Source organism: Streptomyces sp. NPDC001678 (assembly GCF_042892945.1).
In the GTDB taxonomy this organism is placed as follows: domain Bacteria; phylum Actinomycetota; class Actinomycetes; order Streptomycetales; family Streptomycetaceae; genus Streptomyces.
On the sequence record NZ_JBIAUP010000006.1, the window covers coordinates 1 to 25,290 of the forward strand.

The window sequence follows — 25,290 nt, forward strand, 5'->3', positions numbered from 1 at the left end:
TTATTTGTTATAGACCAACAGCCTCTTCTCTCTTTTATCTATCAAGCTACCCTTGTTTTTTTTGTTTGTGTTGGGGGGGGGGGGGTTTCCGCCCCCCCCCCCCCCCCCCAACACCCCCCCCCCCCCCCCCCCGAAACGCCGGACTACTTGTCGTCCTCCCCGTGGATGCCGAGCCCCGGGAGGATGTTCGGCAGCAGCGGGGGGATGGTGATGTCGGGCTGCTTGGACGGCTTGCCGTCCTTGCCATGGGCCGACCTGTCCGCGCCCGAGCCGTCCGTGCCGGAGGACGGCTGGAGCAGGCCCGTACCGCCCAGGAGGCCCTCGTGCTCGTCCCGGCCGCTGGGGGAGGACTGGGCGGGCTTGCCGCTGGGGTGCTTGCCGTCGGCCGTGGCGGGGGCCTTGGGGCTCGGCGCGGGGCTGTCCTGGCCACTGCTGCCGGGGGAGCCCTGGCGGGCGGCCCCGGACGGGCCCGCGGCGCCACCGTGCTTGCCCTGCTTCTCGTGGAGCAGCCCGCGCAGCGGCCCGACCTCATCGTCTATGGCGTCGAGCACCGAGGAGACGCCGTCCCCGACGTCGGTGAGCTGGACGGGGAGCCGCTCGCGCAGCCGGCTCCAGCCCTCGCGGTGCGAGGCGGTGAACGAGGAGAGCCGCTGGATCGCGCCCAGCGAGCCGTCGCGCTGATAGACGCCGTGCAGCAGCCGGTGGCCCTCGGCGGCGTCGTGCTGCATCCCGGAGAGGGTGCGGCGGATCTCCGACAGCGACTCGTGATCGAGCTGCCCGGAGCGGCCGCGTTCCATCAGCCGGTTGGCCTCCTGGAGCCGCGTCGACGCCTGGTCGAGGAGGATCCCGCCCCGGGCGGAGTCGCCGTCGGCCATGCCGAGCCGGAGGTCCTCCATGCCGCGCTTGAGCCCGTACAGCGTGTCGCCGGGCAGGGCGCCGGCGCTCGCCGCGGCCACACCGCCAAAGGCCCCCGCCGCCACGCCGACCGTGAGACCGCCCGCGGCGAGCCCCTTGGACCAGCGGGAGCGCGGCCTGAGCCGGCTCAGCGCCCGGTGGGCACCCCGCCCGGTGCGCTGCGCCGGAACGGTGCCGCCCCCGGCGAACTGGGCCTCCATGGCGGCGATCAGCTGCGCTCGCTGGACGGTTTTGACCTCGGGGTCCAGCTCGGGGGCCGGAAGCGCGCCGAGGCCGCCCGTCAGCGTCAACAGCCTTGTCTGCTCGGTGTCTTCCAGCGATGGGCCGGACTGTGCGGCCGCAGCACCCTGGACTTCCTGGTCCTCCAGGGCCTGGGCGAAGGCGTTCGCCCGCCGGTGCGCCGATACATTCGCGATCACAGGCGGCACCTCCTCTCGTCATGACGGTCGACTCCCCGGGGCACCTGAAGGGTTGCACGCCGTGAACGCATCCACTCGATTGAGTGAGTGAATACGGTCACGGAGCGCCTTGGGGAAGTCTGCATCCCGGACAACGAGTGGCGCGGCAGTCGGGTTACGCGGCCGGAGCGAGGTGGCCGCCGGTGAGTGAATCCAGACATCGGGTCGGTGAAGGGTCCGGTGGGGTCAGCGGGCGTCGTCCGGCAGGAGCCGGGCCAGGGTGCGTACGGCCCGGTACTGGAGTGTCTTGATCGCGCCCTCGTTCTTCCCCATCACCCGGGCGGTCTCGGCGACCGAGAGGCCCTGGAGGAAGCGGAGGGTGACGCACTCCTGCTGCTGTGGATTGAGCTTGCGCACCGCCTCCAACAGGGCGGCGTTGGAAAGGGATTCGAGGACGGAGTCCTCCGGGCTGCGCTCGACCTCATTGGCGTCGAGCATCTCGCCGGTGGTCACCTCCAGCCGGAAGCGCGACGACTTGAAGTGGTCCGCGACCAGATTGCGGGCGATGGTCACCAGCCAGGCGCCGAAGTCGCGGCCCTGCCAGGTGAACGTGCCGATGCGGCGCAGGGCGCGCAGGAAGGTCTCGCTGGTCAGGTCCTCGGCCGTGGCCCGGCCGCCGACGCGGTAGTAGATGTAGCGGTAGACGGTGTCGGCGTACTGGTCGTAGAGCCGGCCGAAGGCCTCGGCCTCGCCGGCCTGGGCGCGCTCGACCAGGTCGAGCATGCGGGCGCTGTCGCTGTCGGCGCTGGGGCGGCGGGGGGCGGTGGACGTGGCGGTGGCGGCTCCTCGGCGGGTTCGTCTGCCGACGGCGGCGCCGCTCTCGGCGAGGGCGTAGCAGGGGCCGGCATGGCCGCCCACCGCTACGGGGGCGAGCGTGGCGAAGGCAGGGACGGCGTACGCGGTGGGGACGAAGACGCGCAGACGGTCGAGGACCGCTGCGCGCAGCGTAGCCAGGCCCGAGGCGTCAACCCCGACGTGTGGGTACACGGGACTCCCAGAGGCAGAGCTTCCATCACGTGCAGTGCGGGACCGTTCACTCGTCGTAGGGACAAGCGGGTACCGGATTGCGTCTGAGGAGAATAACCCTTCGTACAGGCAGCGCTACACCGAGTTGCCTAAATCATCGTTTCCGTTCGATCTTCTTACGGTTCATGGCCGATCAAATATCGAACTACAAACGGAAGTTGACCGGATTTGGCGAGGGTGTGGCCGATTGGGCAGCGTGTTGTGGCAATCCGGACACGCGAGGACTGCCGGGGGCCATGTGGGGGTATGACAAAAGGATTGCCTGTGCGATCAAGGCGATTACGGGCAGTGGCGAGGAGGCGCGCCGCAACGTCGCCCGTACCGGTGACGGTGGCCCACCCGGCCGTGGGCGGGCGAATGCGGACGCCGGGCCCGGATTTCCGGGCCCGGCGTCACGGCGGGGACGGGTTCAGCGACGGCGGCGGTGCAGTGCGATGCCGGCGGCCGCGCCGCCCGCGAGCGCGCCGAGGCCCGCCGCGGCGGGGATGCCGATCTTGGCGGCCTTGCGGCCCGTCCGGTAGTCGCGCAGCCGCCAGCCGTGCTCGCGCGCGTGCTTGCGCAGCCGGCCGTCGGGGTTGACCGCGTACGGGTGGCCGACGAGCGAGAGCATCGGGATGTCGTTGGCCGAGTCGCTGTAGGCGGCGCAGTGGGCCAGGTCCAGGCCCTCGGCGGCGGCCAGGGCGCGAACGGCCTCCGCCTTGGCCGGGCCGTGCAGCAGCTCGCCGACCAGCTTGCCCGTGTAGACGCCGCCGACCGACTCGGCGACCGTGCCCAGCGCGCCGGTCAGGCCCAGCCGGCGCGCGACGATCGTCGCGGTCTCGACGGGGGCGGCGGTGACCAGCCACACCTTCTGGCCCGCGTCCAGGTGCGCCTGGGCGAGGGCGCGGGTGCCGGGCCAGATGCGCTCGGCCATGTACTCGTCGTAGATCTCCTCGCCGATGGTCATCAGCTCGGAGACGCGGTGGCCCTTGACGATCGACAGGACGCTGTCGCGGGCCTCCTGTACGTGCTCGGGGTCCTCGATGCCGGCGAGCCGGAACCAGGTCTGCTGCCAGGCGAAGCGCGCGAGCTCGCGCTTGCCGAAGAAGTGCCGCTTGTACAGGCCCCGGCCGAAGTGGAACATGGCGGCGCCCTGCATGACCGTATTGTCCAGATCGAAGAACGCGGCGGCCTTCTCGTCGCCCACGACGGGGAACTCGGGCTCGGGCTCCGGGGGCGCGGCCGGGCCTCCGGCCAGGGCCTCTTCGTTCTCCTGGGCGGACTTGCGGGCTGCCTCCGCCGCCGCCTCGCCGGCCAGCACGCTGCGTGCGGTGGCGGAACGCCTGCGGTAAGTGAGCCATCCGAGTGCGGCCATGCCGCGAGCATAGCCAGTTTGTTCGGGGTAACCGGAGTCCCCTCCGCCGTGATGGCGTGAACTCTGCGCGTCGGGGTGGTGACGCGGCGGGACGTGAGGGGTGTGGTGTGGCTGGTCAGGCGCCCAGGGCCTTGCGCAGCCGGTCGGGGTTCACCCGCCAGAAGTCGTGCTGGGCACCGTCGACGAGGATCACCGGGATCTGCTCCCAGTACTTGCGGTGGAGCTCCTCGTCCTCGGTGATGTCCTTCTTCTCCCAGCGGGCGCCGAGCTCGCCGCAGATCTCGGCGATGACGGCCTCGGCGTCGTCGCAGAGGTGGCAGCCGGGCTTGCCGATCAGTGTGACGACGCTGTCGGCCGGATTCTTGCGGGCGCCGCGGCGCAGGAGCGGACTCATGCCGGCCATTCTGGCAGGCGCCCGCGCCATGGAAACGGCCGGAATGGATGCCTGAGTCGACTATCATCGTGGGCGTTTTGTTGACGTCCGGTAGGAAACGGACCGGGCCGGGGAAGGGAGTGGACGTCCATGTACCCGTCGACCTGCTCCTGGTGCGCGAGTGGCCTGAGTGGCAGTCGTGGTGCCACCGTCCATGGTTCCCGCCTTGACGGGAATCACCGCGTGACCCCCATCACTTTGGCCGGGCAAATCGGACACCATCTTTGTGCACGCGTTCACAAAGGCATAGCCTGCGTTCAACAGGGCGGTTCTGGGACAAGGCGCTGCCCGCAGCCCCGCTCTACCCGCAGGAGCACCGTGGCAACTGGCCGAACTCACCGACCGGCGACCCGAAGCCGAGGGATCCCCGAGGCCACCGTCGCCCGGCTACCGCTGTATCTGCGCGCGCTGACCGCGCTCTCCGAGCGCTCGGTCCCCACGGTCTCCTCCGAGGAACTGGCCGCCGCGGCCGGCGTGAACTCCGCCAAGCTGCGCAAGGACTTCAGCTACCTCGGCTCCTACGGCACCCGCGGCGTGGGCTACGACGTGGAGTACCTCGTCTACCAGATCTCGCGCGAGCTCGGCCTCACCCAGGACTGGCCGGTCGTCATCGTCGGCATCGGCAACCTCGGCGCGGCCCTCGCCAACTACGGCGGCTTCGCCTCCCGCGGCTTCCGCGTCGCGGCCCTGATCGACGCCGACCCCGCGATGGCCGGCAAGCCGGTCGCCGGGCTGCCCGTGCGGCACACCGACGAACTCGAGTCGATCATCCGTGACAACGGCGTCTCCATCGGCGTCATCGCGACCCCCGCCGGCGCCGCCCAGCAGGTCTGCGACCGGCTCGTCGCCGCCGGGATCACCTCGATCCTCAACTTCGCGCCGACCGTGCTCTCCGTGCCCGACGGCGTGGACGTGCGCAAGGTCGACCTCTCCATCGAGCTCCAGATCCTCGCCTTCCACGAGCAGCGCAAGGCCGGCGAGGAGAGCGGCCCGGCCGCCGCGGCGTCCCGTCCCGGCGCGCCCGCGCGCACGGCCCCGGTCGCGGGGAGCGGAAAGGGACCGGAGGGGGACGTCCCCGCCGTGATGCCGGCATGAGCCTCCTGGTCGTCGGCCTCAGCCACCGCAGCGCCCCCGTGAGCGTGCTGGAGCGGGCCGCGCTCGCGCGCGAGACGCAGGCCCGTCTCGCGCACGACGCGCTGGCCGCCGAGCCCGCCACCGAGGCGGCGGTCCTGGCCACCTGCAACCGCATCGAGCTCTACGCCGACGTGGACAAGTTCCACGCCGGTGTGGCCGAGCTGTCCACGCTGCTCGCCCGGCACTCGGGCGTCGGCCTGGAGGAGCTCACTCCGTATCTGTATGTGCACTACGAGGACCGGGCCGTCCACCACCTCTTCTCGGTGGCCTGCGGACTGGACTCGATGGTCGTCGGCGAGGGCCAGATCCTCGGCCAGATCAAGGACGCCCTCGCCCTCGGCCAGGAGCTCCACACCGCCGGCCGGCTGCTGAACGACCTGTTCCAGCAGGCCCTGCGGGTCGGCAAGCGCGCCCACAGCGAGACCGGCATCGACAAGGCCGGCCAGTCCCTGGTCACCTTCGGCCTGGAACAGCTCGCGAACGGCACCCCCGTCACCGAGTGGGCCGCGGACAAGCGCGCCCTGGTCATCGGCGCGGGCTCCATGTCCTCGCTCGCGGCCGCCACGCTCGCGCGCGCGGGCGTCGCCCACATCGCCGTCGCCAACCGCACCCTGGAGCGGGCCGAACGGCTCGCCCGGATCCTCACCGAGCCCGGCGCCCCCGGCGCGGTGACGGCCACGGCGGTGGAGATGACCGCCGTGCCGGACGAGCTGGCGCTCGCGGACATCGTGGTGAGCTGCACCGGCGCGACGGGCCTGGTGCTGACGGTCGAGACCGTCCGGGCCGCGCTGGCCGCCCGCGACGGCGCGGCCCTGGCCCTCCTCGACCTCGCCATGCCCCGCGACATCGACGCCGCCGTCCACCGCCTCGACGCCGCCGCCCTCGTCGACATCGAGACCCTGGCCGAGGCCTCCGCCGACGCTCCCATGGCCTCCGACGTCGACCAGGTGCGCACCATCGTCTCCGACGAGGTCGCCGCCTTCGGCGCCGCCCAGCGCGCCGCGCACATCACCCCCACCGTGGTGGCCCTGCGCACCATGGCCGCCGACGTCGTGGCCGGGGAGATGGCCCGGCTCAACGGCCGGCTGCCCGGCCTCGACGACAAACAGCGCGCGGAGATCACCCAGACCGTGCGCCGCGTCGTCGACAAGCTCCTGCACGCGCCCACCGTCCGGGTCAAGGAACTCGCCTCGACCCCCGGCGGCGCGGGCTACGCCGACGCCCTGCGGGAGCTCTTCGACCTCGACCCGCAGGCGGTCGCCGCCGTCAGCAAGGCGGACCCGCAACACGGTCGCCCCAACACAGCACGGGAGTCGGCATGAACGACACCACCGCCACGGCGCCCCTGCGACTGGGCACCCGGCGCAGCAAGCTGGCCATGGCCCAGTCCGGGATGGTGGCCGAGTCCGTACGACGGCTCACCGGTCGCCCGGTCGAGCTCGTCGAGATCACCACCTACGGTGACGTCTCGCGCGAGGCCCTCGCGCAGATCGGCGGCACCGGCGTCTTCGTCTCCGCGCTGCGCGACGCGCTGCTCGCGGGCGAGATCGACTTCGCCGTCCACTCGCTGAAGGACCTGCCGACCGCCCAGCCGGACGACCTCGCCCTTGCCGCGATCCCGCTCCGCGAGGACCCGCGCGACGTGCTCGTCGCCCGCGACGGGCTGACCTTCGAGACCCTCCCCGAGGGTGCGAGGATCGGCACCGGCTCGCCGCGCCGCATGGCCCAGCTCAACGCCTGGGCCCGCGCGCTGGGCCGCCGCATCGAGACCGTGCCGATCCGCGGCAACATCGACACCCGCATCGGCTTCGTCACCAGTGGCGAGCTGGACGCCGTCGTACTCGCCGCCGCCGGGCTCAACCGGATCGGCCGGATCGACGAGGCGACCCAGTTCCTCTCGCCCGACACAGTTTTGCCCGCCCCCGGCCAGGGGGCCCTGGCGATCGAGTGCGCCATGACCAACGCACCGCTCGCCGCCACGCTCGCCGAGCTCGACGATCCGCGCACGCGGCTCGCCGTCACCGCCGAGCGGTCCCTGCTCGCCGCGTTGGAGGCCGGATGCAGCGCACCCGTGGGTGCGCTCGCCGATTTCCAGGGCGACGAGAAGGCTGTCACCGAAATGCGCCTGCGCGGCGTCGTCGGCACGACCGACGGCACCACGCTGGTGCAGCTGTCCACCACCGGTCCCGTACCCGCGTCCGACGAGGACGCCCTTGCCCTCGGCCGCGCTCTCGCAGCCGAGATGCTCGACAAGGGTGCGGCCGGTCTTATGGGGGAGCGAGCACTTTGAACCCCACCGCCCCGAACCACCCCCCGCACGGGCACGTCACCTTCCTCGGTGCCGGCCCCGGAGACCCGGGTCTGCTGACGCTGCGTGCCGTGGAGGCGCTGGCGGCCGCGGACGTCCTGATCGCCGACCCGCAGGTGCTCGACGTGGTGCGTACCCACGCCCGCAGCACCGTGGACATGCCTGTCCAGACGGTGACCGACGAGGCGTCAAAAACCGCTGACGTCTCCGTTCTCAGGGACACCGCCAATCTTGTCATGTCGGCCGCGCGCGGCGGCAAGCGGGTCGTCCGTGCCGTACTCGGCGACCCCGGCCTCGACGGCGACGCCGCCGAGGAGATGCTGGCCTGCGCCGCCGAGGGCATCACCTTCGAGGTCGTGCCCGGCGTCGCCACTGCCGTCGGCGTGCCCGCCTACGCCGGCGTGCCGCTGCGCGACGGCCGGGGCGGCGACGTCCGCTTCGTGGACGCCCGCACCGCCTCCGCCACCTGCTGGGCCGAGGTCGGCGCGAGCCAGGTGACGGCGGTGGTCTCCACCACCCTCGACTGCGTCGTCGCCACCGCCGGCGAGCTCGTGGCCGCCGGCCGCAAGCCCGACACCCCGCTGAGCGTCACCGTCGCCGGCACCACCACCCGCCAGCGCACCTGGAACGCCACCCTCGGCACCCTCCAGCAGACGCTGAAGGCCGCCAAGGTGCTGCCCACCGCCGACGGCGCCCAGCCCGTCATAGCCGTGGTCGGCGAGCGCAGCGCTGCCGAGCAGCGCGAGCGGCTGTCGTGGTTCGAGTCCAAGCCGCTCTTCGGCTGGAACGTGCTCGTCCCGCGCACCAAGGAGCAGGCCGCCTCGCTCTCCGACCAGCTGCGCTCCTACGGCGCCGTGCCCAGCGAGGTCCCGACCATCGCGGTCGAGCCCCCGCGCACCCCGCAGCAGATGGAGCGCGCGGTCAAGGGCCTGGTCACCGGCCGCTACGAGTGGATCGCCTTCACCTCCGTCAACGCCGTCAAGGCCGTTCGCGAGAAGTTCGAGGAGTACGGCCTCGACGCCCGCGCCTTCGCCGGCATCAAGGTCGCCGCCGTCGGCGAGCAGACCGCCAAGTCGCTGATCGAGTTCGGTGTGAAGCCCGACCTCGTCCCCTCCGGCGAGCAGTCCGCGGCCGGCCTCCTGGAGGACTGGCCGCCCTACGACCCGGTCTTCGACCCGATCGACCGCGTCTTCCTGCCCCGCGCCGACATCGCCACCGAGACCCTGGTGGCCGGCCTGATCGAGCTGGGCTGGGAGGTCGACGACGTCACGGCCTACCGGACCGTACGGGCCTCGCCGCCGCCGGCCGAGACCCGCGAGGCGATCAAGGGCGGCGGCTTCGACGCCGTGCTGTTCACCTCGTCCTCCACCGTGCGGAACCTCGTCGGCATCGCCGGCAAGCCGCACAATGTCACCGTCATCGCCTGCATCGGCCCCGCCACCGCGAAGACCGCGGAGGAACACGGCCTGCGGGTGGACGTGCTGTCGCCCGAGCCCTCGGTGCACAAGCTGGCCGAGGCGCTCGCGGAGTTCGGCGCGGCCCGGCGCGACGCGGCCCTGGAGGCCGGCGACCCGGTCACCCGCCCGAGCGAGCGGCGGCCCGGATCGCGTAGAAGGGCACGGAGTTGAGCACCACGTACGGCACGTTCCCGGGGTCCCGGCCCCGGCGGCTCCGCACCACCCCGGCCATGCGCCGGATGGTCGCCGAGCACCGGCTGCACCCGTCCGACCTGATCCTTCCCGCCTTCGTGCGGGAGGGCGCGGCCGCACCGGTGCCGATCTCGGCCATGCCCGGGGTCGTCCAGCACACCCGTGACACCCTCCGCAAGGCCGCCGTCGAGGCGCTGGAGGCGGGCGTCTCCGGGATCATGCTCTTCGGCGTCCCCGAGGAGGCCAAGAAGGACGCTCTCGGCACCGCCGGCACCGACCCCGACGGCATCCTCCAGGTCGCCATCCGCGATGTGAAGGCCGAGGTCGGCGACGAGCTCGTCATCATGTCCGACCTCTGCCTGGACGAGTACACCGACCACGGCCACTGCGGCGTCCTCGACGCCGAAGGCCGCGTCGACAACGACGCCACCCTCGAGCGCTACGCCGAGATGGCCCAGGTCCAGGCCGACGCCGGCGTCCACGTCGTGGGCCCCAGCGGGATGATGGACGGCCAGGTCGGCGTCATCCGCGACGCCCTCGACCAGACCGGCCACGAGGACGTGTCGATCCTCGCCTACACCGCCAAGTACGCCTCCGCGTTCTACGGCCCGTTCCGCGAGGCCGTCGGCTCCTCCCTCCAGGGCGACCGCAAGACCTACCAGCAGGACCCGGCCAACCTCCGCGAGTCGATGCGCGAGCTCGAACTCGACCTCGCCGAGGGCGCCGACATGGTCATGGTCAAGCCCGCCCTGCCCTACCTCGACGTCCTCGCCAAGGTCGCCGGGAGCGTCGACGTGCCCGTCGCCGCCTACCAGATCTCCGGCGAGTACGCGATGGTCGAGGCCGCCGCCGCCAACGGCTGGATCGACCGCGACCGCGCCATCATGGAGACCCTCACCGGCATCAAGCGCGCCGGCGCGAACATGATTCTCACGTACTGGGCCACGGAGGTCGCGCGGCAGCTCTAGCCGCCCCCACCCCGCCCGTCACGCAGCGCGATGGCGGCGTTCCCCGGCCGACGAGGCCCCGGAACGCCGCCATCGTCGTACCCGGCCTGCGAAGCCCTCGCTTCCGCTTCCCGTTTGCGCAGCTCACGCGAGAGGAGGCGCATAGTTCACGATCGTCACCCACACAGGTCGAGTCTTGGCGAAATGACGGAGCCGCGGCGTACGCGCTCGGACCATGACTACCGTGTGTGTCAGGTCGCTTACCCCGGCGCTTATCGCGGCGCTCATCCCCCGGAGGCGTGCATGAGCCATGACCCCGAACTCACGGACGACTGGGAGTACACGCTTCAGGTCCCCTCGGACCCCATGGCGCCGTGCATCGCGCGCCGCACCCTGCGCACCATCTTCGAGGAACACGGCTTCCTGGAACTCGCCGACACCGCCGAGCTCCTCACCTCGGAGCTGGTCACCAACGCCTACCGCTACTCCGACGGACCCGCCTCCGTACGCGTCAAACGCGAGGGCGACCGCGTCAGGGTCGCCGTCTGGGACACCAACCCCCGCCTCCCCGCCCTCGACGGCGTCACCCTGCCCGACGCCGAGAACAGCGCCGAACAGGGCCGGGGCCTGGGCCTGGTGCAGTGGTGCGCCGACAGCTGGGGCGGCTTCGCCCTGCGCGACCAGCCCCAGGGGCTGGTCGGCAAGCTCATCTGGTTCGAGCTCGGGGCCGGATGAGGCTCAGAGGCGCTCGGGCGTACGGATGCCGAGCAGCGCCATGCCCTGGTGGAGCGTACGGGCGGTGAGGTCGCACAGGAACAGCCGGTTCTCCACCAGCTCCGGCGACTCGGCCTTCAGCACCGGGCACTGGTCGTAGAACGTCGTGTACAGCGAGGCCAGCTGGTAGAGGTAGCCGGCCATCTTGTGCGGCGCGTACTCCGCGGCCGCCTCCGCCACCGTCGCCGCGAACTGGTCCAGGTGCAGACCCAGGGCGCGCTCGGCCGGGGCCAGCGGCAGCTCCGGGCGCGCGACCGGACCCGCCTCGCCCGCCTTGCGCAGGATCGACTGGATACGGGCGAACGCGTACTGCAGATACACGGAGGTGTCGCCGTTGAGGGACACCATCTGGTCCAGGTCGAACTTGTAGTCGCGGGCCGCCGAGGTCGACAGGTCCGCGTACTTCACGGCGCCGATGCCCACCTGCGCGGCACGCTCGGCGATCTCCTCCTCGGTCAGGTCCCGGGCCTTCTCCCGGACCACGGCACCCGCCCGGTCGATCGCCTCGTCCAGCAGGTCCACCAGCCGGACCGTCTCGCCCTCACGGGTCTTGAACGGCTTGCCGTCCTTGCCCAGCACCGTGCCGAAGGCGAGCTGCACCGCGTGCACGTCCTCGTTCAGCCAGCCGATCCGGCGGGCCGTCTCGAAGACCATCTTGAAGTGCAGCGACTGCCGGGCGTCCACCACGTACAGCAGGGTGTCCGCCTTCAGGTTCCCCACCCGGTCGCGGATCGCGGACAGGTCGGTGGCCGCGTAGCCGTAGCCGCCGTCCGACTTCTGCACGATCAGCGGCACCGGATTGCCGTCCGGGCCCTTCACGTCGTCGAAGAACACGCACAGCGCACCCTCGGAACGGACGGCGACGCCCGACTCCTCCAGCAGCCGGCAGGTCTCCGCCAGCATGTCGTTGTAACCCGACTCGCCCACGACGTTCTCGTCGAGGATCTCCATGTCGAGCTTCTCGAAGACCGAGTAGAAGTAGATCTTCGACTCGTCCACGAACTTCTGCCACAGGGCGAGCGTCTCCTCGTCCCCGGCCTGGAGGTCCACCACCCGGCGACGCGCACGCTCCTTGAACTCCGCGTCCGCGTCGAACAGCGCCCGGGCCGCCTTGTACAGACGGTTCAGGTTGGACATGGCCTCCTCGCCGGAGGCACCTTCCTTGTGGTCCAGCTCGTGCGGGTGCTCGATCAGGTACTGGATGAGCATGCCGAACTGGGTGCCCCAGTCGCCGATGTGGTGGCGGCTGATCACCTTCTCGCCGGTGAACTCCAGGATCTTCACCGCCGCGTCACCGATCACCGCGGACCGCAGGTGACCGACGTGCATCTCCTTCGCCACGTTCGGCTGGGCCCAGTCGATGACCGTCGTGCCCGCCTTCTCCGAGAACGGCACACCCAGCCGGTCGTCCGCCGCACGGGCCGCCAGCGTCCGCGTGATCGCCTCGTCGGAGACGGTGATGTTGAGGAAGCCGGGGCCCGAGACCTCGATCTCCTTGATCAGATCGCCGGCCGGCAGGCCCTCGACGACCTTCGCCGCCAGCTCCCGCGGATTGCCCTTGAGCTTCTTCGCCAGCGCCAGCATGCCGTTCGCCTGGAAGTCCGCCCGGTCGCTTCGTCGCAGCAGCGGATCGACGGCACCGGCCTCCGGCAGAGCGGCCGAGAGGGCGTCCGTGATGCGCTGGTCGAGCGTGGAAGCGAGCGAGGGAACCGAAGCCATGGGATGGGAGCCATTCCGGTAGGCGGCATTTATTCGACCCCCCGAGTATCCCATGCGCGTATCACAGGCCCCCCGGTAATTCGCTCGCCCCCGGGCAACCCGACCGCCACCCTGGTCGTCTGGGACAATGGCCATGCCAGGACCGTAAGGAAGGAAGTGCCGTGGCTCAGGCTCAGAGCACCGAGGCCGACTGGGTCTCCCGTTTCGCCGACGAGGTCATCGCCGAAGGCGAGCGCCGCGCACCCGGCAAACCCATTGTCGTAGCCTCCGGCCTGTCGCCCTCCGGCCCGATCCACCTCGGCAACCTCCGCGAGGTCATGACCCCGCACCTGGTCGCCGACGAGATCCGCCGCCGCGGCCACGAGTGCCACCACGTCCTCTCCTGGGACGACTACGACCGGTACCGCAAGGTCCCCGCCGGCATCGACCCGTCCTGGGCCGAGCACATCGGCAAGCCCCTGACCGCCGTCCCGGCGCCCCCCGGCAGCCCCTACGGCAGCTGGGCCGAGCACTTCAAGGCCGCCATGATCGAGGCCCTGGACGAGCTGGGCATCGAGTACCGCGGCATCAGCCAGACCGAGCAGTACACCTCCGGCGCCTACCGCGAGCAGATCCTGCACGCCATGAAGCACCGCGGCGACATCGACGCGATCCTCGCCCAGTACCGCACCAAGGCCAAGCCCGCCAAGAAGCAGCAGAAGCCCCTCGACGAGGCCGAGCTCGAGGCCGCCGAGGGCTCCGGCGCCGCGGCCGAGGACGACGGCAGCGCGGGCGACGCGGGCTACTTCCCGTACAAGCCGTACTGCACCGCCTGCAACAAGGACCTCACCACGGTCACGGCGTACGACGACGAGACCACCGAGCTCGCCTACACCTGCACCGCCTGCGGCCACGCCGAGACCGTCCTCCTCAAGGAGTTCGACCACGGCAAGCTGGTCTGGAAGGTCGACTGGCCCATGCGCTGGGCCTACGAAGGCGTGATCTTCGAGCCCTCCGGCGTCGACCACTCCTCGCCCGGCTCGTCCTTCCAGGTCGGCGGCCAGATCGTCGGCCCGATCTTCGGCGGCGAACAGCCCATCGGCCCCATGTACGCCTTCGTCGGCATCAGCGGCATGGCCAAGATGTCCTCCTCCAAGGGCGGCGTCCCCACCCCTGGCGACGCCCTCCAGATCATGGAGGCCCCCCTGCTGCGCTGGCTCTACGCCCGCCGCAAGCCCAACCAGTCCTTCAAGATCGCCTTCGACCAGGAGATCCAGCGGCTCTACGACGAGTGGGACAAGCTCTGCGGCAAGGTCGCCGACGGCACCGTCCTGCCCGCCGACGCCGCCGCCCACAGCCGCGCCGTCCGCACGGCCGCCGGCGAGCTGCCGACCACCCCCCGCCCGCTGCCCTACCGCACGCTGGCCTCGGTCGTCGACATCACCGCCGGCCACGACGAGCAGACCCTGCGCATCCTCAGCGACCTCGACCCCGAGAACCCGGTCACCTCGCTGGACGAGACCCGCCCGCGCCTCGACAAGGCCGAGCACTGGATCAACACCCAGGTCCCCGCCGAGTCCCGCACCGTCGTGCGCACCGAGCCCGACCACGAGACCCTCGCCACGCTCGACGAGAACTCCCGCGCCTCGCTCCGGCTGCTCCTCGACGGCCTGGACGAGCACTGGTCCCTGGACGGCCTGACCACGCTCGTCTACGGCGTGCCCAAGGTCCTCGCGGGCCTCGAGCCCGACGCCAAGCCCACGCCGGAGCTCAAGGTCGCGCAGCGCGAGTTCTTCGCCCTGCTCTACCAGCTCCTCGTCGGCCGCGACACCGGCCCGCGCCTGCCCACGCTGCTCCTCGCGGTGGGGGCGGACCGGGTGCGCAAGCTGCTGGCGGCGTAACTCCTTACGGACAAGGGCCCCGGCCCGGTGACGCTGAGATCACCGGGCCGGGGCCCTTCCCCGTTTCCCCTGCGGGGGACTTACTTGTTCGCCGCGGCGACCGCCGTCACGACTTCCTTCGTCGCCTCCTGGCCGTCCTTCTTCAGCGCGTCCGCGTCCGGCGTCTTCGCGCCCTGGAGCCCCGCGCCGCTGTACTTGACCGTCACCACGACATTCGCCGTGCGGGCCACGACCGTCTCGTTCTTGTGGTCGTTGTCGTCCTTCTTCGTGGTCGTGCTCACCACACTGGCCTCGTCACCGATGCCCGACGCCTTGTCCGTCTTCGCGTCCTTGGCGCCGTCCGCGGTGGTGGCCACCGAGACCTGCTTCGTCACGAAGTCCTGCGCCCGCTTCTCGCCCGTGCCCAGCGTCGGGTCGGAGGCGAACCGCTTGAGGGAGACGGTCAGCGTACGGAACTGGAGGTCCTTGACGTCCTCGTCGTTCAGGCCGCTCCAGAAGCAGCTCGCCGAGTCGTTGGTGTCGCTGGACGGGAGGGCCTTGCCCTCCTTCTTCTCCGCCTTGGGCACCAGCTTGTCGATGGTCTTCTCGGAGAGCGTCTTGCACACCTCCGGCAGCTTGGCGAACGTCGCCGCCTTCATGGAGGGGGTGGCGCTCGGGGTGGCGGCCGGGGCGGAGGTCTTGCCCGACTCCTTCGTCTTGGACCCCGAGTCGGAGTCCGAGCAGCCGGTGGCGACGAGCATCACCGGTACTGCGGCGCAGGCGAGGATTCGGGCGAGTCGCGGGGCTGTGGGTCGGTGCATGGGTCCTTCGCTCATTCGTGTCGGTGACGCGGGGGCGGTGCGGGGGCTCGGGGCTTGCCTACGGGCACGGTACGCGGCCCGCACGCGGCTGCCACGCCGAAACGCGCCCCCTTGGTTCCCCCAGGTGGTTCCCGGTGGGTCCCTCAGTTGCCGAAGTGACCCGCGTCGAGTTCACGGGCGAGGCCATGGGCCTTGCCCTGGAGGTCCTGGCTGCTCGGGATGTGGAGGGCGTCCGTCGTCCACTGGTCGTAGGCGATGGTGACCAGCACGTTCGAGGCCCGGAAGACCACCTTCACATCGCGGTGCACCCCCGAGCCCGTCGTCGCCAGCTTGTCGTCGACGAAGGCGTCGTCCCCCAGGTCGTCGAGGACGCGGGGGGCCAGCTTGGGGTCGGCGGAGGGGGTGGCCGACGGGGTCATCGGCGCGACGGTGGCGTCCCCCAGCTGCGGCCCGGGCCCGGGGTCGGCGGTACGGGCGCTCGCGGACGGGCTTCCGCCGGTGCTTCCGCCGGGGCTGCCACCAGGACTGGCGGACGTCGTGGGGGAGGGGGTGGCGTTGGGGATGTGCGCGGCGGTGGCCTGGCGCTGGTACAGCTGTTTGGCCCGGTTCTCGTCGCTCATGCCCGGCTGGTACGACACCACGCGCTCGAAGTCGACCGAGAGGTGGCGGGTCCCGTTGGGGGTCTCCAGCTTCCAGCGGCAGCCCACGCGGCGGTCGGTGTCATAGGTGATCGCCGCCTGGCCCTGGAGGAGCCGCTTGGCCTCCTCCTCGTCGCCGTCGCCCACGCCGGGCAGCATCCGCCGCAGCGTGTCCCGGCTGACGTAGCGGCACGGCTCGGGGAGGCTGTGGTACTTCCCGGGCTCCGCCGCGGCCGTCGACGACCCGGCCTGCCCCGGCTTGGGGTCCTCGCCCCCGCCACCGGACCCGGACCCTCCGCCGCACCCGGTGAGCACCGCCGACAGCACCGCCGCCGAGGCCAGTGCGGCTGCCGGTGCGTACGCCCTTCGCTGCACTGTCCGTGGCTCCTCTCGCCTTGCATCCACCGGAAAACCGGTTGTCGCCGCTGGGTGGCGACTGGACACAATGTGTACCGCAAGCGCTGCCGCGCCCGCCGTCCCGCTGTCGTGGATGAGGTGAGAGGTCCGGCTTTTGCTTTATCCACACTTTTCGGGGGAATGAGGTAGTTATGACGTACACCGAGGTGCCCGGCGCCCGGGTACCGATCCGTATGTGGGCCGACCCGGCCACGGTCGAGCCCGTCGCCATGCAGCAGCTGCGGAACGTCTCCACACTGCCGTGGATCGAGGGCCTCGCCGTGATGCCCGACGTCCACTTCGGCAAGGGCGCCACGGTCGGCTCGGTGATCGCCATGCGGGGCGCGGTGTGCCCGGCGGCGGTGGGCGTCGACATCGGCTGCGGCATGTCGGCGGTGAAGACGTCGCTGACCGCCAACGACCTCCCGGGCGATCTCTCCCGGCTCCGGTCGAAGATCGAGGAAGCCATCCCGGTGGGCTTCGCGATGCACGACGACCCGGTGGACCCGCGCCAGCTCCACGGACTGCCGACGGCGGGGTGGGACGACTTCTGGGGGCGGTTCGACGGGGTCGCGGAAGCGGTCAAATTCCGTCAGAGTCGGGCGCTGAAGCAGATGGGCTCGCTCGGCGGAGGCAACCACTTTATTGAATTTTGTCTCGATGAGACAGGTTCTGTCTGGTTGATGCTCCACTCCGGCTCCCGGAACATCGGCAAGGAGCTCGCGGAGTACCACATAGGCGAGGCGCGGAAGCTCTCGCACAACCAGAACCTGGTCGACCGTGACCTGGCGGTCTTCATCGCGGACACCCCGCAGATGGCCGCCTACCGGCACGACCTGTTCTGGGCGCAGGAGTACGCGCGGCACAACCGCGAGATCATGATGGCCCTCTTCCAGGACGTGGTCCGCAAGGAGTTCAAGAAGGCCAAGCCGATGTTCGAGCCGGTCATCTCCTGTCACCACAACTATGTGGCGGAAGAGACCTACGAGGGCGTCGACCTGCTCGTCACCCGCAAGGGCGCGATCCGTGCGGGCGGCGGCGAGTTCGGCATCATCCCGGGCTCCATGGGCACCGGCTCGTACATCGTCCGTGGCCTGGGCAACGAGGCCTCGTTCAACTCCGCCTCGCACGGCGCCGGCCGCCGGATGAGCCGTAACAAGGCGAAGAAGCTCTTCACCGAGCGGGATCTGGCGGAGCAGACGCGGGGCGTCGAGTGCCGCAAGGACCGCGGCGTGGTCGATGAGATCCCGGCCGCGTACAAGCCGATCGAGCAGGTCATGGACCAGCAGCGGGACCTCGTCGAGGTCGTGGCCAAGCTCAAGCAGATCGTCTGTGTGAAGGGCTGACAAGGGCAAGGGGCGCGTCACGCGCCCTGCGCCCGCCCCCGGTCCTGCGGGTACCACCGCAGCTCGACCGTGTTGCCGTCCGGGTCCAGGATGTAGATCGACTCGGCTGCGCCGCGGGCGCCGTAGCGGGGGCCGGGGCCGTCGGTGACGATGAACGTGCCGGAGGCGATGACCTCGTGCCAGTCGACGGGGTCGACGACCAGGCAGATGTGGTCGACGTTGGACTCGCCGCGTTCGTGGGCGACCAGGTCGATGATCGTGGTGGGGGAGACGCGGACGGAGGGGAAGGGGGCTTCGCCCGCGCGCCATTCCTCGGCGCGGACCGGCTCCAGGCCCAGGGGGCCGGTGTAGAAGGCCAGGGAGCGCTCGACGTCGGAGACGTTGAGGACGAGGTGGTCGAACCCGGTGACGCGCATGGGGTGCCCCCTGTTCCGTACGGGCCGCCCGGGGGTCGGGCGGCGGTACGTACGAAGCTAGTGCGCCGTGGCGGTGCCCGCATCAAGCGCGGGCGGGGTCACAGCTCGCGGTGGACCTTGTAGTTGGACGCCTGGGCGCGGGGGCGGACGACGAGGAGGTCGATGTTGACGTGGGCGGGGCGGGAGACCGTCCAGCCGATGGTGTCGGCGACGTCGTCGGCGGTCAGGGGCTCGGCGACGCCCGTGTAGACGGCGTCGGCGCGGTCCTTGTCGCCGCGGAAGCGGGTCAGGGCGAACTCGTCGGTCCTGACCATGCCGGGGGCGATCTCGATGACGCGTACCGGCTGGCCGCACAGCTCCAGGCGGAGAGTCTCAGCGATGACGTGGGCGCCGTGCTTGGCGGCGACGTAGCCGCCGCCGCCCTCGTAGGTGGCGAGGCCCGCGGTGGAGGAGAGGACGATGATCGTGCCCTCGGCCTCGACGAGGCGGGGGAGGAGCGCCTGGGTGGCGTTGAGGGTGCCCAGGACGTTGGTCTCGTACATCGTGCGCCAGTCGGCGGGGTCGGCGGTGGCGACGGTCTCGGTGCCGATGGCACCGCCGGCGTTGTTCACCAGGACGTCGACCCGGTCCAGGGTGTGCGCGAAGGCGTCCACGGCGGCGCGGTCGGTGACGTCGAGGACGTGGACGAGCGCGTCGTGGCCCGCGGCGGTCAGCTCCTCGGCGAGGGCGGTCAGACGGTCCTCGCGGCGGGCGGTGAGCACGACGCGGAAGCCGTCGGCGGCCAGCCGTCGCGCGGTGGCGGCGCCGATGCCGCTGCTCGCGCCGGTGATCACTGCGGTGCGGGTGCTCATGGTGGGCCTCCTGGGGCGGCTGGGGTCTATCCGCAGCATAGGGGCCCGGGCAGGGGAGGCCGGGCCCGGCCGGTCAGCGGCCGCGGGGGGCGTACATGATCACGGCGACGCCGGCGAGGCAGATCAGCGCGCCGATGACGTCGTAGCGGTCGGGGCGGTAGCCGTCGGCGACCATGCCCCAGGCCAGCGAGCCGGCGACGAAGACACCGCCGTACGCGGCGAGGATCCGGCCGAAGTGGGCGTCCGGCTGGAGCGTGGCGACGAAGCCGTACGCGCCCAGGGCGGCGATCCCGGCGCCGATCCAGGCCCAGCCCCTGTGCTCGCGGACGCCCTGCCAGACCAGCCAGGCGCCGCCGATCTCCAGGAGGGCGGCGAGGACGAACAGGGCGATGGAGCGGAGATTGAGCATGGGTGTCAGGGTATGGGCCGTTGTGGGGCGGGGACGCCCTACGGCCAGACCAGGCAGTAGGGCTGGTGGCCGGCCTCGTGCAGCCGGTGGGAGAAGTCCTGCCATTCGTGGAGCAGTTGGTAGACCTCGAAGGCGTCGCGCGGGCCGCCCCGGTCGGGGACCGTGGACCAGATGAAGGCCGCCGCGCCCACCGATTCCTCGCCAATTCCGCGCAGCGGGTCGACGACGGTCATGGGGAGCTTGACGACCGCGTAGTCGGGGTGGAGAACGACCAGTTCGAGCGGGGGAACCTTGTGCAGGGGTATGCCCTCGATGCCGGTGAGGACCATGGCGGCCACGGTCTCCGGTTTGATCCTGGTGAACATCCCGCCCATGCCCAGCTCGTCACCGCCGAGCTCCTCGGGGCGCATGGAGATGGGGACGCGGGCAGCGGTCGCCCCGTTCGGTGCCCCGAAGTACTTGTAGGTCACCCCCACCCGGCCACTCCTGCTCGCACCGCTCTCTTCTTGTCGCTCTTCGCGCCGCTCGTCGCGTCGTTCTTCCCGGCGCCGGTGCCGCCCCTTGTTGGCGCGCTCGGCTCGCTCGGGGCCCAGGTCGTCCGTGCCTTCGCCCAGTCCGCCACCGCGATGCATATCTCCACCCGACCGCACATTGCCCGACCGCACATTGAGGCAGCACAGCCCCCGCCGCGCAACCCGATCATCGTCTCAGAGACCTCCCCCGTAGAAGGCGTGCGAAACGCCCGGGCACGACTCGCCGGGGGCTCTGAGACCATGGCTAGCATGAGCTACCCATACACGGCCCCAGTCTCGCAGACGCTTTTCGACCGTGCGTCGGTCGTGACGCCCGGTGGCGTGAACTCTCCGGTGCGCGCGTTCCGCGCCGTGGGCGGTACGCCCCGGTTCATGGTGTCCGGCACCGGTCCGTATCTGACCGATGCGGATGGCCGGGAATATGTGGACCTCGTGTGTTCGTGGGGGCCGATGATTCTCGGCCATTCCCACCCCGAGGTGATCGCCAAGGTCCAGGAGGCCGTGGCGCGGGGAACGTCCTTCGGCACGCCCGGTGAGGGCGAGGTCGCGCTGGCGGAGGAGATCGTCGCGCGGATCGCGCCGGTCGAGCAGGTGCGTCTGGTGTCCTCGGGCACCGAGGCGACGATGTCGGCGATCCGGCTGGCGCGTGGTTTCACCGGCCGCGCCAAGGTGATCAAGTTCGCCGGCTGCTACCACGGTCACGTGGACGCGCTGCTGGCGGCGGCGGGCTCGGGTGTGGCGACCTTCGGGCTGCCGGACACCCCGGGCGTGACCGGCGCGCAGGCCGGCGAGACGATCGTGCTGCCGTACAACGACCTGGAGGCCGTGCGCGAGGCCTTCCGGGCGCACCCGGGCGAGATCGCCTGTGTGATCACGGAGGCGTCGCCGGGCAACATGGGCGTGGTCCCGCCGCTGCCGGGCTTCAACGCGGGCCTGAAGGCGGCCTGTGCCGAGAACGGCGCGCTGTACATCTCCGACGAGGTCATGACGGGCTTCCGGACGAGCCGTGCGGGCTGGTTCGGGGTCGACGGCGTCGAGCCGGACCTGATGACGTTCGGCAAGGTGATGGGCGGCGGCTTCCCGGCGGCGGCCTTCGGCGGTCGCGCCGATGTGATGGCGTACCTGGCCCCGGCCGGCCCGGTGTACCAGGCGGGCACCCTCTCCGGTAACCCGGTGGCGACGGCCGCGGGCCTGGCGCAGCTGCGGCTGCTGGACGACGCGGCGTACGAGCGGGTGGACGCGGTCGCGGCGGAGATCGGCTCCCTGGTGACGGAGGCGCTGACGAAGGAGGGCGTGGCGCACCGGCTGCAGACGGCGAGCAATATGTTCTCGGTGTTCTTCACCGGGTCCGAGGTGACGAACTACGCCGAGGCGAAGGCGCAGGAGGCGTTCCGTTTCAACGCCTTCTTCCATTCGATGCTGTCGCAGGGCGTCTATCTGCCGCCGTCGGCGTTCGAGTCGTGGTTCGTCTCGACGGCGCATGACGCGGTGGCGATCGAGCGGGTCGCGGCGGCGCTGCCGGCCGCGGCGCGCGCGGCGGCCGAGGCGACGGAGGAGGGCAAGTGAGCGGCACGGGTGACATCACGGTCGTCCATCTGATGCGCCACGGCGAGGTGCACAACCCGGAGGGCGTGCTCTACGGGCGCCGTGCGGGGTACCACCTGTCGGATCTGGGGCACCGGATGGCGGACCGGGTGGCGGAGCACCTGGCGGACCGGGACGTGACGTACGTGGTCGCGTCGCCGCTGGAGCGGGCGCAGGAGACGGCGACGCCGATCGCGAAGGCGCACGGTCTGGACCTGGCGACGGACGAGCGGCTGATCGAGGCGGCGAACGTCTTCGAGGGCAAGACCTTCGGTGTGGGTGACGGGGCGCTGCGCAAGCCGGCGAACTGGAAGCACCTGACGAACCCCTTCCGTCCGTCGTGGGGCGAGCCGTACGTCGAGCAGGTGGTGCGGATGATGGGCGCGCTGGACGCGGCGAAGGACGCGGCGCGCGGGCACGAGGCCGTGCTGGTCAGTCATCAGCTGCCGATCTGGATCGTGCGGAGCTTCGTGGAGAAGCGCCGGCTGTGGCACGACCCGCGGAAGCGGCAGTGCACGCTGGCGAGCCTGACGACGTTCACCTACCGGGGCGACAAGATCGTTTCGGTGGGGTACAGCGAGCCGGCGCGGGATCTGGTGCCCAAGCATCTGCTGGCGGGTGCGAAGCCGGTCAAGGGCGGGTCCAAGGCGTTCGGGGCCTGAGGAGTCCGGCCCGGAGTGTGAGTGGCGGCGCGGGTGCGCCGGTGGCGTGAGCCCCGGCGCGCCCGCGCCGTCGTTTGTCCGAATGCACCCGTTAAGACGGGGAAAACAGCGCAAGCGTCGTAATCCACCGTGCCGTCACTCCTAATGTCCATTTATATGGACGGCGTATGGTATGGGGCCGCAAGCACGGACGGAGCCGACATGCGCGAGTTGAGCCGACGCAGCCTGCTCGGACTGGGCGTGGGCCTGGGCACGGCCACCGCGCTGGGCGCGATGGCCGGCTGCTCGGACGGGCCGTCCGGCACCACCGGCACGGGTGCCCGCCCCAAGGCGCGGGCGAGCACGGAGGCGAAGGCCCGGACGAAACTGATCGGCGACGGCTCCACGGCCGACACCGGGCCGCAGCCCAACCAGCCGCCGAAGCCGGTGCCGCTGGAGCCGGGGGAGCGCCCGCCCCAGTTCGTGATCTTCTCGTGGGACGGGGCGGGGGAGGTCGGCAACGGTCTCTTCCCCCGCTTCCGCAAGCTCGCCCGGGACCACGGCGCCCGGATGACGTTCTTCCTCTCCGGCATCTACCTCCTGCCGGAGGCCAAGCAGCGGATGTACGAGCCGCCGAACAACTCCCCCGGCGCCTCCGACATCGGCTACCTCTCCGACGAACACATCCGGGCGACGCTGAAGAACCTGCGCGCGGCGTGGCTGGAGGGCCATGAGGTCGGCACGCACTTCAACGGGCACTTCTGCTCGGGGCACGGCTCGGTGGCGCACTGGACGCCCGAGGACTGGGAGTCGGAGATCGAGCAGGCCGTCTCCTTCGTCACCCGCTGGCGCACCCACACCGGCTTCACCGACCTCGAACCGCTGCCCTTCGACTACCGCAAGGAGCTCATCGGCGGCCGCACCCCCTGTCTGCTGAACCAGGACGGCCTGCTGCCGACCGCCCGGCGGCTGGGCTGGCGCTACGACGCGAGCTCCTCGGGCGGGGAGCAGGTGTGGCCCCGCAAGAAGCACGGCCTGTGGGACCTTCCGCTCCAGCAGATGCCCTTTCCCGGGCACTCCTTCGAGGTCCTGTCCATGGACTACAACATCCTCGCCAACCAGTCGAAGAACACGACGCGGGGCGTGCCCGCCCACTACTCGGGCTGGCGCCGGCAGGCCATCGAGTCGTACATCGCCGGCTTCGACCGGGCGTACGAGACGAACAGGGCACCGTTCTTCGTGGGCAACCACTTCGAGGAATGGAACGGGGGGATCTATATGGACGCCGTGGAGGAGGCGTTCAAGTACATGGCGGACGACAGGCGCAAGGACGTCCGGCTCGTGTCCTTCCGGCAGTTCGTGGACTGGCTCGACGTCCAGAGCCCGGCGGTCCTGGCGCAGCTGCGCCAGCTCGACGTGGGTGAGAAGTGGCACCCCCGGGCGGGCGGTGGCGGCGGGACCGGAAACCGGCCGTGGAACCGCGGCGACACCCCCGCGCCGCGCGGCGAGGCGCCCGTCGGGCCGAAGGCCGGAGAGGTGCCCGTGGGGCCCAGGGGCGGCGACGTGCCCACGGCTCCCGCGGCCAACAAAGGGCGCGACGACTCCGAGGGGGGTGCGGAAGATCCCTAAACAGCCCATGCGAAACTTTTCACATGAGTGCCCGCCGCGCCTTTCGACGCCCACTTTCCCGCCGTCGTTCCACCGTGCCGGCCGCTGTCGTCGCCATCACGGCGGCGCTGACGCTCAGCGCCTGTGGCTCGGGGGGCAGCTCGGGCGGCGGGGGGCAGACCCAGTTCGTCCAGGGCCAGGGCGGCGTGGACGTCGTCAAGGACCGCGGTGGCCGGCAGGCGGCGCCGGAGCTGTCCGGCAAGACCGTCGACGGCAAGGAACTCGACGTCGCCAAGGCGTACAAGGGAAAGATCGTCGTCCTTAACGTCTGGGGATCGTGGTGCTCGCCCTGCCGGGCCGAGGCCAAGAACCTCGTCACCGTCGCCAACGCCTACAAGGACAAGGGCGTGGAGTTCGTGGGTCTCGACACCCGCGACCCCGACCCGGCCCCGGCGATGGCCTTCGAGAAGGAGTTCGGGGTTCCCTACCCGAGCCTCTACGACTCCGCCGGCAAGCTCCTGCTGCGCTTCCCCAAGGGCAGCCTCAACCCGCAGGCCATCCCCTCCACGGTCTTCATCGACCGGGACGGGAAGATCGCGGCCCGCGCGCTCAAGGCGCTGAGCGAGGACGACCTGCGCCGGACGCTCGACCCGCTGGTCGCGGAGAAGTGACCCCGTGACCACCGTGGCCACCGCGACCCCTGTGCTCACCACGCTCGCCGCAGCCGGCGACATGAACCAGACGGTGCTCTCCGGAGCGCTGCTGCTGGCCCTGCCGGTGGCGGTGCTCGGCGGCCTCGTCTCGTTCTTCTCGCCGTGCGTGCTGCCGCTCGTGCCCGGCTACCTCTCCTATGTCACGGGCGTCGGCGGCGCGGACCTCGCCGAGGCCCGGCGGGGCCGGATGCTCGCCGGGTCCTCGCTGTTCGTGCTGGGCTTCTCGGCCGTCTTCGTCTCCGGCGGCGCGCTGTTCGGCTTCTTCGGCAACACGCTGCAGAGCTACAAGGGGACGATCAACCTCGTCCTCGGCGGGCTGACGATCGTGCTCGGCCTGGGCTTCATGGGCGCCTTCAACCTCTTCGGCCAGCGCGAGTTCCGCTTCCACACCCGGCCCACGATGGGCCTGGCCGGGGCGCCCCTGCTCGGGGTGCTCTTCGGCCTGGGCTGGGCCCCGTGCATCGGGCCGACGCTCGCCGCCGTGCTCTCGCTCTCCTCCAACCAGGCCAGCGCCGGCCGGGGGGCGCTGCTCACCGTCGCCTACTGCGCGGGCCTGGGCCTGCCCTTCGTCCTCGCCGCGATCGCCTTCCGGCGCGCGCTCGGCACCTTCGGCTGGGTCAAGAAGCACTACGTGTGGGTCATGCGCCTCGGCGGCGGCATGCTCGTCGCGGTCGGCCTGCTCCTGGTCACAGGATTGTGGGACAGCATGGTCCAGGACCTCCAGACGTGGTCGTCGCGCTACACCCCCGGGATCTGAT

At 71.1% G+C, this 25,290-nt stretch carries 24 protein-coding genes; 13 read left to right on the forward strand and 11 right to left on the reverse strand.

Going from position 1 to position 25,290, the window contains the following annotated elements:
- Positions 1 to 143: 143 nt before the first annotated feature.
- The 4 genes from ACFYZR_RS14200 to ACFYZR_RS14215 form a co-directional block, all read right to left on the reverse strand.
- The gene (locus tag ACFYZR_RS14200) at positions 144 to 1,334 is read right to left on the reverse strand and encodes a DUF5667 domain-containing protein (protein ID WP_391909835.1); all 1,191 of its coding nucleotides are present in this window, start codon (positions 1,332 to 1,334) and stop codon (positions 144 to 146) included.
- Between the two features lie 225 nt (positions 1,335 to 1,559).
- The gene (locus ACFYZR_RS14205; protein WP_361702099.1) at positions 1,560 to 2,360 is read right to left on the reverse strand and encodes an ECF subfamily RNA polymerase sigma factor, BldN family; all 801 of its coding nucleotides are present in this window, start codon (positions 2,358 to 2,360) and stop codon (positions 1,560 to 1,562) included.
- A 448-nt stretch (positions 2,361 to 2,808) separates the two neighbouring features.
- A complete protein-coding gene (locus ACFYZR_RS14210; RefSeq protein ID WP_391909838.1) occupies positions 2,809 to 3,753 on the reverse strand; it encodes an HAD family hydrolase in 945 nt (314 codons plus the stop codon).
- A gap of 115 nt (positions 3,754 to 3,868) precedes the next feature.
- Positions 3,869 to 4,156, reverse strand: coding sequence for a glutaredoxin family protein (locus ACFYZR_RS14215; protein ID WP_391909841.1), 288 nt, complete (start codon positions 4,154 to 4,156; stop codon positions 3,869 to 3,871).
- Between the two features lie 348 nt (positions 4,157 to 4,504).
- On the opposite strand from ACFYZR_RS14215, the gene ACFYZR_RS14220 reads away from it, so the two are divergent.
- The 6 genes from ACFYZR_RS14220 to ACFYZR_RS14245 all read left to right on the forward strand — a co-directional run bounded on the left by ACFYZR_RS14220 (position 4,505) and on the right by ACFYZR_RS14245 (position 10,959).
- Positions 4,505 to 5,281 (forward strand): redox-sensing transcriptional repressor Rex, encoded by a 777-nt coding sequence (locus ACFYZR_RS14220; RefSeq protein ID WP_391909844.1) that lies wholly within the window; start codon positions 4,505 to 4,507, stop codon positions 5,279 to 5,281.
- The gene (locus ACFYZR_RS14225) at positions 5,278 to 6,642 is read left to right on the forward strand and encodes a glutamyl-tRNA reductase (RefSeq protein WP_391909847.1); all 1,365 of its coding nucleotides are present in this window, start codon (positions 5,278 to 5,280) and stop codon (positions 6,640 to 6,642) included. Before ACFYZR_RS14220 ends, ACFYZR_RS14225 begins: the two co-directional genes overlap by 4 nt.
- Positions 6,639 to 7,610, forward strand: coding sequence for a hydroxymethylbilane synthase (gene hemC, locus ACFYZR_RS14230; RefSeq protein WP_391909850.1), 972 nt, complete (start codon positions 6,639 to 6,641; stop codon positions 7,608 to 7,610). The genes ACFYZR_RS14225 and hemC overlap by 4 nt, the downstream gene beginning before the upstream one ends.
- Complete coding sequence (locus tag ACFYZR_RS14235; RefSeq protein ID WP_391909853.1) at positions 7,607 to 9,256, forward strand: uroporphyrinogen-III synthase; 1,650 nt, start codon at positions 7,607 to 7,609, stop codon at positions 9,254 to 9,256. Before hemC ends, ACFYZR_RS14235 begins: the two co-directional genes overlap by 4 nt.
- Positions 9,253 to 10,245: a porphobilinogen synthase gene (hemB, locus tag ACFYZR_RS14240; protein ID WP_391909856.1), complete on the forward strand. Its 993-nt coding sequence runs from the start codon at positions 9,253 to 9,255 to the stop codon at positions 10,243 to 10,245. Before ACFYZR_RS14235 ends, hemB begins: the two co-directional genes overlap by 4 nt.
- A 282-nt stretch (positions 10,246 to 10,527) precedes the next feature.
- Entirely contained in the window at positions 10,528 to 10,959 is a 432-nt protein-coding gene (locus ACFYZR_RS14245; RefSeq protein WP_126914822.1) for an ATP-binding protein, read from the forward strand.
- A 3-nt stretch (positions 10,960 to 10,962) separates the two neighbouring features.
- On the opposite strand, the gene argS is transcribed toward ACFYZR_RS14245, so the two are convergent.
- Positions 10,963 to 12,717, reverse strand: a complete 1,755-nt coding sequence (gene argS / locus ACFYZR_RS14250; RefSeq protein ID WP_391909859.1) for an arginine--tRNA ligase — start codon at positions 12,715 to 12,717, stop codon at positions 10,963 to 10,965.
- A 161-nt stretch (positions 12,718 to 12,878) separates the two neighbouring features.
- Between argS and lysS the strand changes: the two genes are divergently transcribed.
- Positions 12,879 to 14,597 carry a lysine--tRNA ligase gene (lysS, locus tag ACFYZR_RS14255; protein WP_391909862.1) on the forward strand — a complete coding sequence of 573 codons (1,719 nt, stop codon included), beginning with the start codon at positions 12,879 to 12,881 and terminating at the stop codon, positions 14,595 to 14,597.
- 80 nt (positions 14,598 to 14,677) lie between these two features.
- Here the strand turns inward: lysS and ACFYZR_RS14260 are convergent, their stop codons facing one another.
- Complete coding sequence (locus tag ACFYZR_RS14260; protein ID WP_391909865.1) at positions 14,678 to 15,397, reverse strand: hypothetical protein; 720 nt, start codon at positions 15,395 to 15,397, stop codon at positions 14,678 to 14,680.
- 143 nt (positions 15,398 to 15,540) lie between these two features.
- Entirely contained in the window at positions 15,541 to 16,410 is an 870-nt protein-coding gene (locus ACFYZR_RS14265; RefSeq protein ID WP_391909867.1) for a hypothetical protein, read from the reverse strand.
- Positions 16,411 to 16,583: 173 nt separating this feature from the next.
- On the opposite strand from ACFYZR_RS14265, the gene ACFYZR_RS14270 reads away from it, so the two are divergent.
- The gene (locus ACFYZR_RS14270; RefSeq protein WP_391909870.1) at positions 16,584 to 17,777 is read left to right on the forward strand and encodes an RtcB family protein; all 1,194 of its coding nucleotides are present in this window, start codon (positions 16,584 to 16,586) and stop codon (positions 17,775 to 17,777) included.
- Positions 17,778 to 17,794: 17 nt separating this feature from the next.
- Here the strand turns inward: ACFYZR_RS14270 and ACFYZR_RS14275 are convergent, their stop codons facing one another.
- The 4 genes from ACFYZR_RS14275 to ACFYZR_RS14290 form a co-directional block, all read right to left on the reverse strand.
- Positions 17,795 to 18,193, reverse strand: coding sequence for a VOC family protein (locus ACFYZR_RS14275; RefSeq protein WP_391909873.1), 399 nt, complete (start codon positions 18,191 to 18,193; stop codon positions 17,795 to 17,797).
- A gap of 98 nt (positions 18,194 to 18,291) precedes the next feature.
- A complete protein-coding gene (locus tag ACFYZR_RS14280; RefSeq protein WP_391909876.1) occupies positions 18,292 to 19,044 on the reverse strand; it encodes an SDR family NAD(P)-dependent oxidoreductase in 753 nt (250 codons plus the stop codon).
- Positions 19,045 to 19,117: 73 nt separating this feature from the next.
- On the reverse strand, positions 19,118 to 19,453 hold the full coding sequence (locus ACFYZR_RS14285) for a YnfA family protein (RefSeq protein ID WP_391909878.1): 336 nt from the start codon (positions 19,451 to 19,453) through the stop codon (positions 19,118 to 19,120).
- Positions 19,454 to 19,491: 38 nt separating this feature from the next.
- The gene (locus ACFYZR_RS14290) at positions 19,492 to 20,085 is read right to left on the reverse strand and encodes a hypothetical protein (RefSeq protein WP_391909880.1); all 594 of its coding nucleotides are present in this window, start codon (positions 20,083 to 20,085) and stop codon (positions 19,492 to 19,494) included.
- 150 nt (positions 20,086 to 20,235) lie between these two features.
- Between ACFYZR_RS14290 and hemL the strand changes: the two genes are divergently transcribed.
- From hemL to ACFYZR_RS14315, 5 genes are all read left to right on the forward strand, one after another.
- Positions 20,236 to 21,552 (forward strand): glutamate-1-semialdehyde 2,1-aminomutase, encoded by a 1,317-nt coding sequence (hemL, locus tag ACFYZR_RS14295; RefSeq protein ID WP_391909883.1) that lies wholly within the window; start codon positions 20,236 to 20,238, stop codon positions 21,550 to 21,552.
- A gap of 32 nt (positions 21,553 to 21,584) precedes the next feature.
- Complete coding sequence (locus tag ACFYZR_RS14300; protein WP_391910681.1) at positions 21,585 to 22,232, forward strand: histidine phosphatase family protein; 648 nt, start codon at positions 21,585 to 21,587, stop codon at positions 22,230 to 22,232.
- A gap of 201 nt (positions 22,233 to 22,433) precedes the next feature.
- On the forward strand, positions 22,434 to 23,840 hold the full coding sequence (locus tag ACFYZR_RS14305) for a hypothetical protein (protein ID WP_391909886.1): 1,407 nt from the start codon (positions 22,434 to 22,436) through the stop codon (positions 23,838 to 23,840).
- A gap of 23 nt (positions 23,841 to 23,863) precedes the next feature.
- Positions 23,864 to 24,490, forward strand: a complete 627-nt coding sequence (locus ACFYZR_RS14310) for a TlpA family protein disulfide reductase (protein WP_391909888.1) — start codon at positions 23,864 to 23,866, stop codon at positions 24,488 to 24,490.
- A gap of 61 nt (positions 24,491 to 24,551) precedes the next feature.
- A complete protein-coding gene (locus ACFYZR_RS14315) occupies positions 24,552 to 25,289 on the forward strand; it encodes a cytochrome c biogenesis CcdA family protein (protein ID WP_391910683.1) in 738 nt (245 codons plus the stop codon).
- Position 25,290: the final 1 nt, after the last annotated feature.

Coding starts and splice junctions, on each gene's coding strand:
- ACFYZR_RS14210 (WP_391909838.1), bottom strand. CDS start 3,753: ATGGCCGCACTCGGATGGCTCACTTACCGCAGGCGTTCCGCCACCGCA.
- ACFYZR_RS14215 (WP_391909841.1), bottom strand. CDS start 4,156: ATGGCCGGCATGAGTCCGCTCCTGCGCCGCGGCGCCCGCAAGAATCCG.
- ACFYZR_RS14225 (WP_391909847.1), top strand. CDS start 5,278: ATGAGCCTCCTGGTCGTCGGCCTCAGCCACCGCAGCGCCCCCGTGAGC.
- hemC (WP_391909850.1), top strand. CDS start 6,639: ATGAACGACACCACCGCCACGGCGCCCCTGCGACTGGGCACCCGGCGC.
- ACFYZR_RS14245 (WP_126914822.1), top strand. CDS start 10,528: ATGAGCCATGACCCCGAACTCACGGACGACTGGGAGTACACGCTTCAG.
- argS (WP_391909859.1), bottom strand. CDS start 12,717: ATGGCTTCGGTTCCCTCGCTCGCTTCCACGCTCGACCAGCGCATCACG.
- ACFYZR_RS14260 (WP_391909865.1), bottom strand. CDS start 15,397: ATGCACCGACCCACAGCCCCGCGACTCGCCCGAATCCTCGCCTGCGCC.
- ACFYZR_RS14270 (WP_391909870.1), top strand. CDS start 16,584: ATGACGTACACCGAGGTGCCCGGCGCCCGGGTACCGATCCGTATGTGG.
- ACFYZR_RS14275 (WP_391909873.1), bottom strand. CDS start 18,193: ATGCGCGTCACCGGGTTCGACCACCTCGTCCTCAACGTCTCCGACGTC.
- ACFYZR_RS14280 (WP_391909876.1), bottom strand. CDS start 19,044: ATGAGCACCCGCACCGCAGTGATCACCGGCGCGAGCAGCGGCATCGGC.
- ACFYZR_RS14285 (WP_391909878.1), bottom strand. CDS start 19,453: ATGCTCAATCTCCGCTCCATCGCCCTGTTCGTCCTCGCCGCCCTCCTG.
- ACFYZR_RS14290 (WP_391909880.1), bottom strand. CDS start 20,085: ATGCATCGCGGTGGCGGACTGGGCGAAGGCACGGACGACCTGGGCCCC.
- hemL (WP_391909883.1), top strand. CDS start 20,236: ATGAGCTACCCATACACGGCCCCAGTCTCGCAGACGCTTTTCGACCGT.
- ACFYZR_RS14300 (WP_391910681.1), top strand. CDS start 21,585: ATGCGCCACGGCGAGGTGCACAACCCGGAGGGCGTGCTCTACGGGCGC.
- ACFYZR_RS14305 (WP_391909886.1), top strand. CDS start 22,434: ATGCGCGAGTTGAGCCGACGCAGCCTGCTCGGACTGGGCGTGGGCCTG.
- ACFYZR_RS14310 (WP_391909888.1), top strand. CDS start 23,864: ATGAGTGCCCGCCGCGCCTTTCGACGCCCACTTTCCCGCCGTCGTTCC.
- ACFYZR_RS14315 (WP_391910683.1), top strand. CDS start 24,552: ATGAACCAGACGGTGCTCTCCGGAGCGCTGCTGCTGGCCCTGCCGGTG.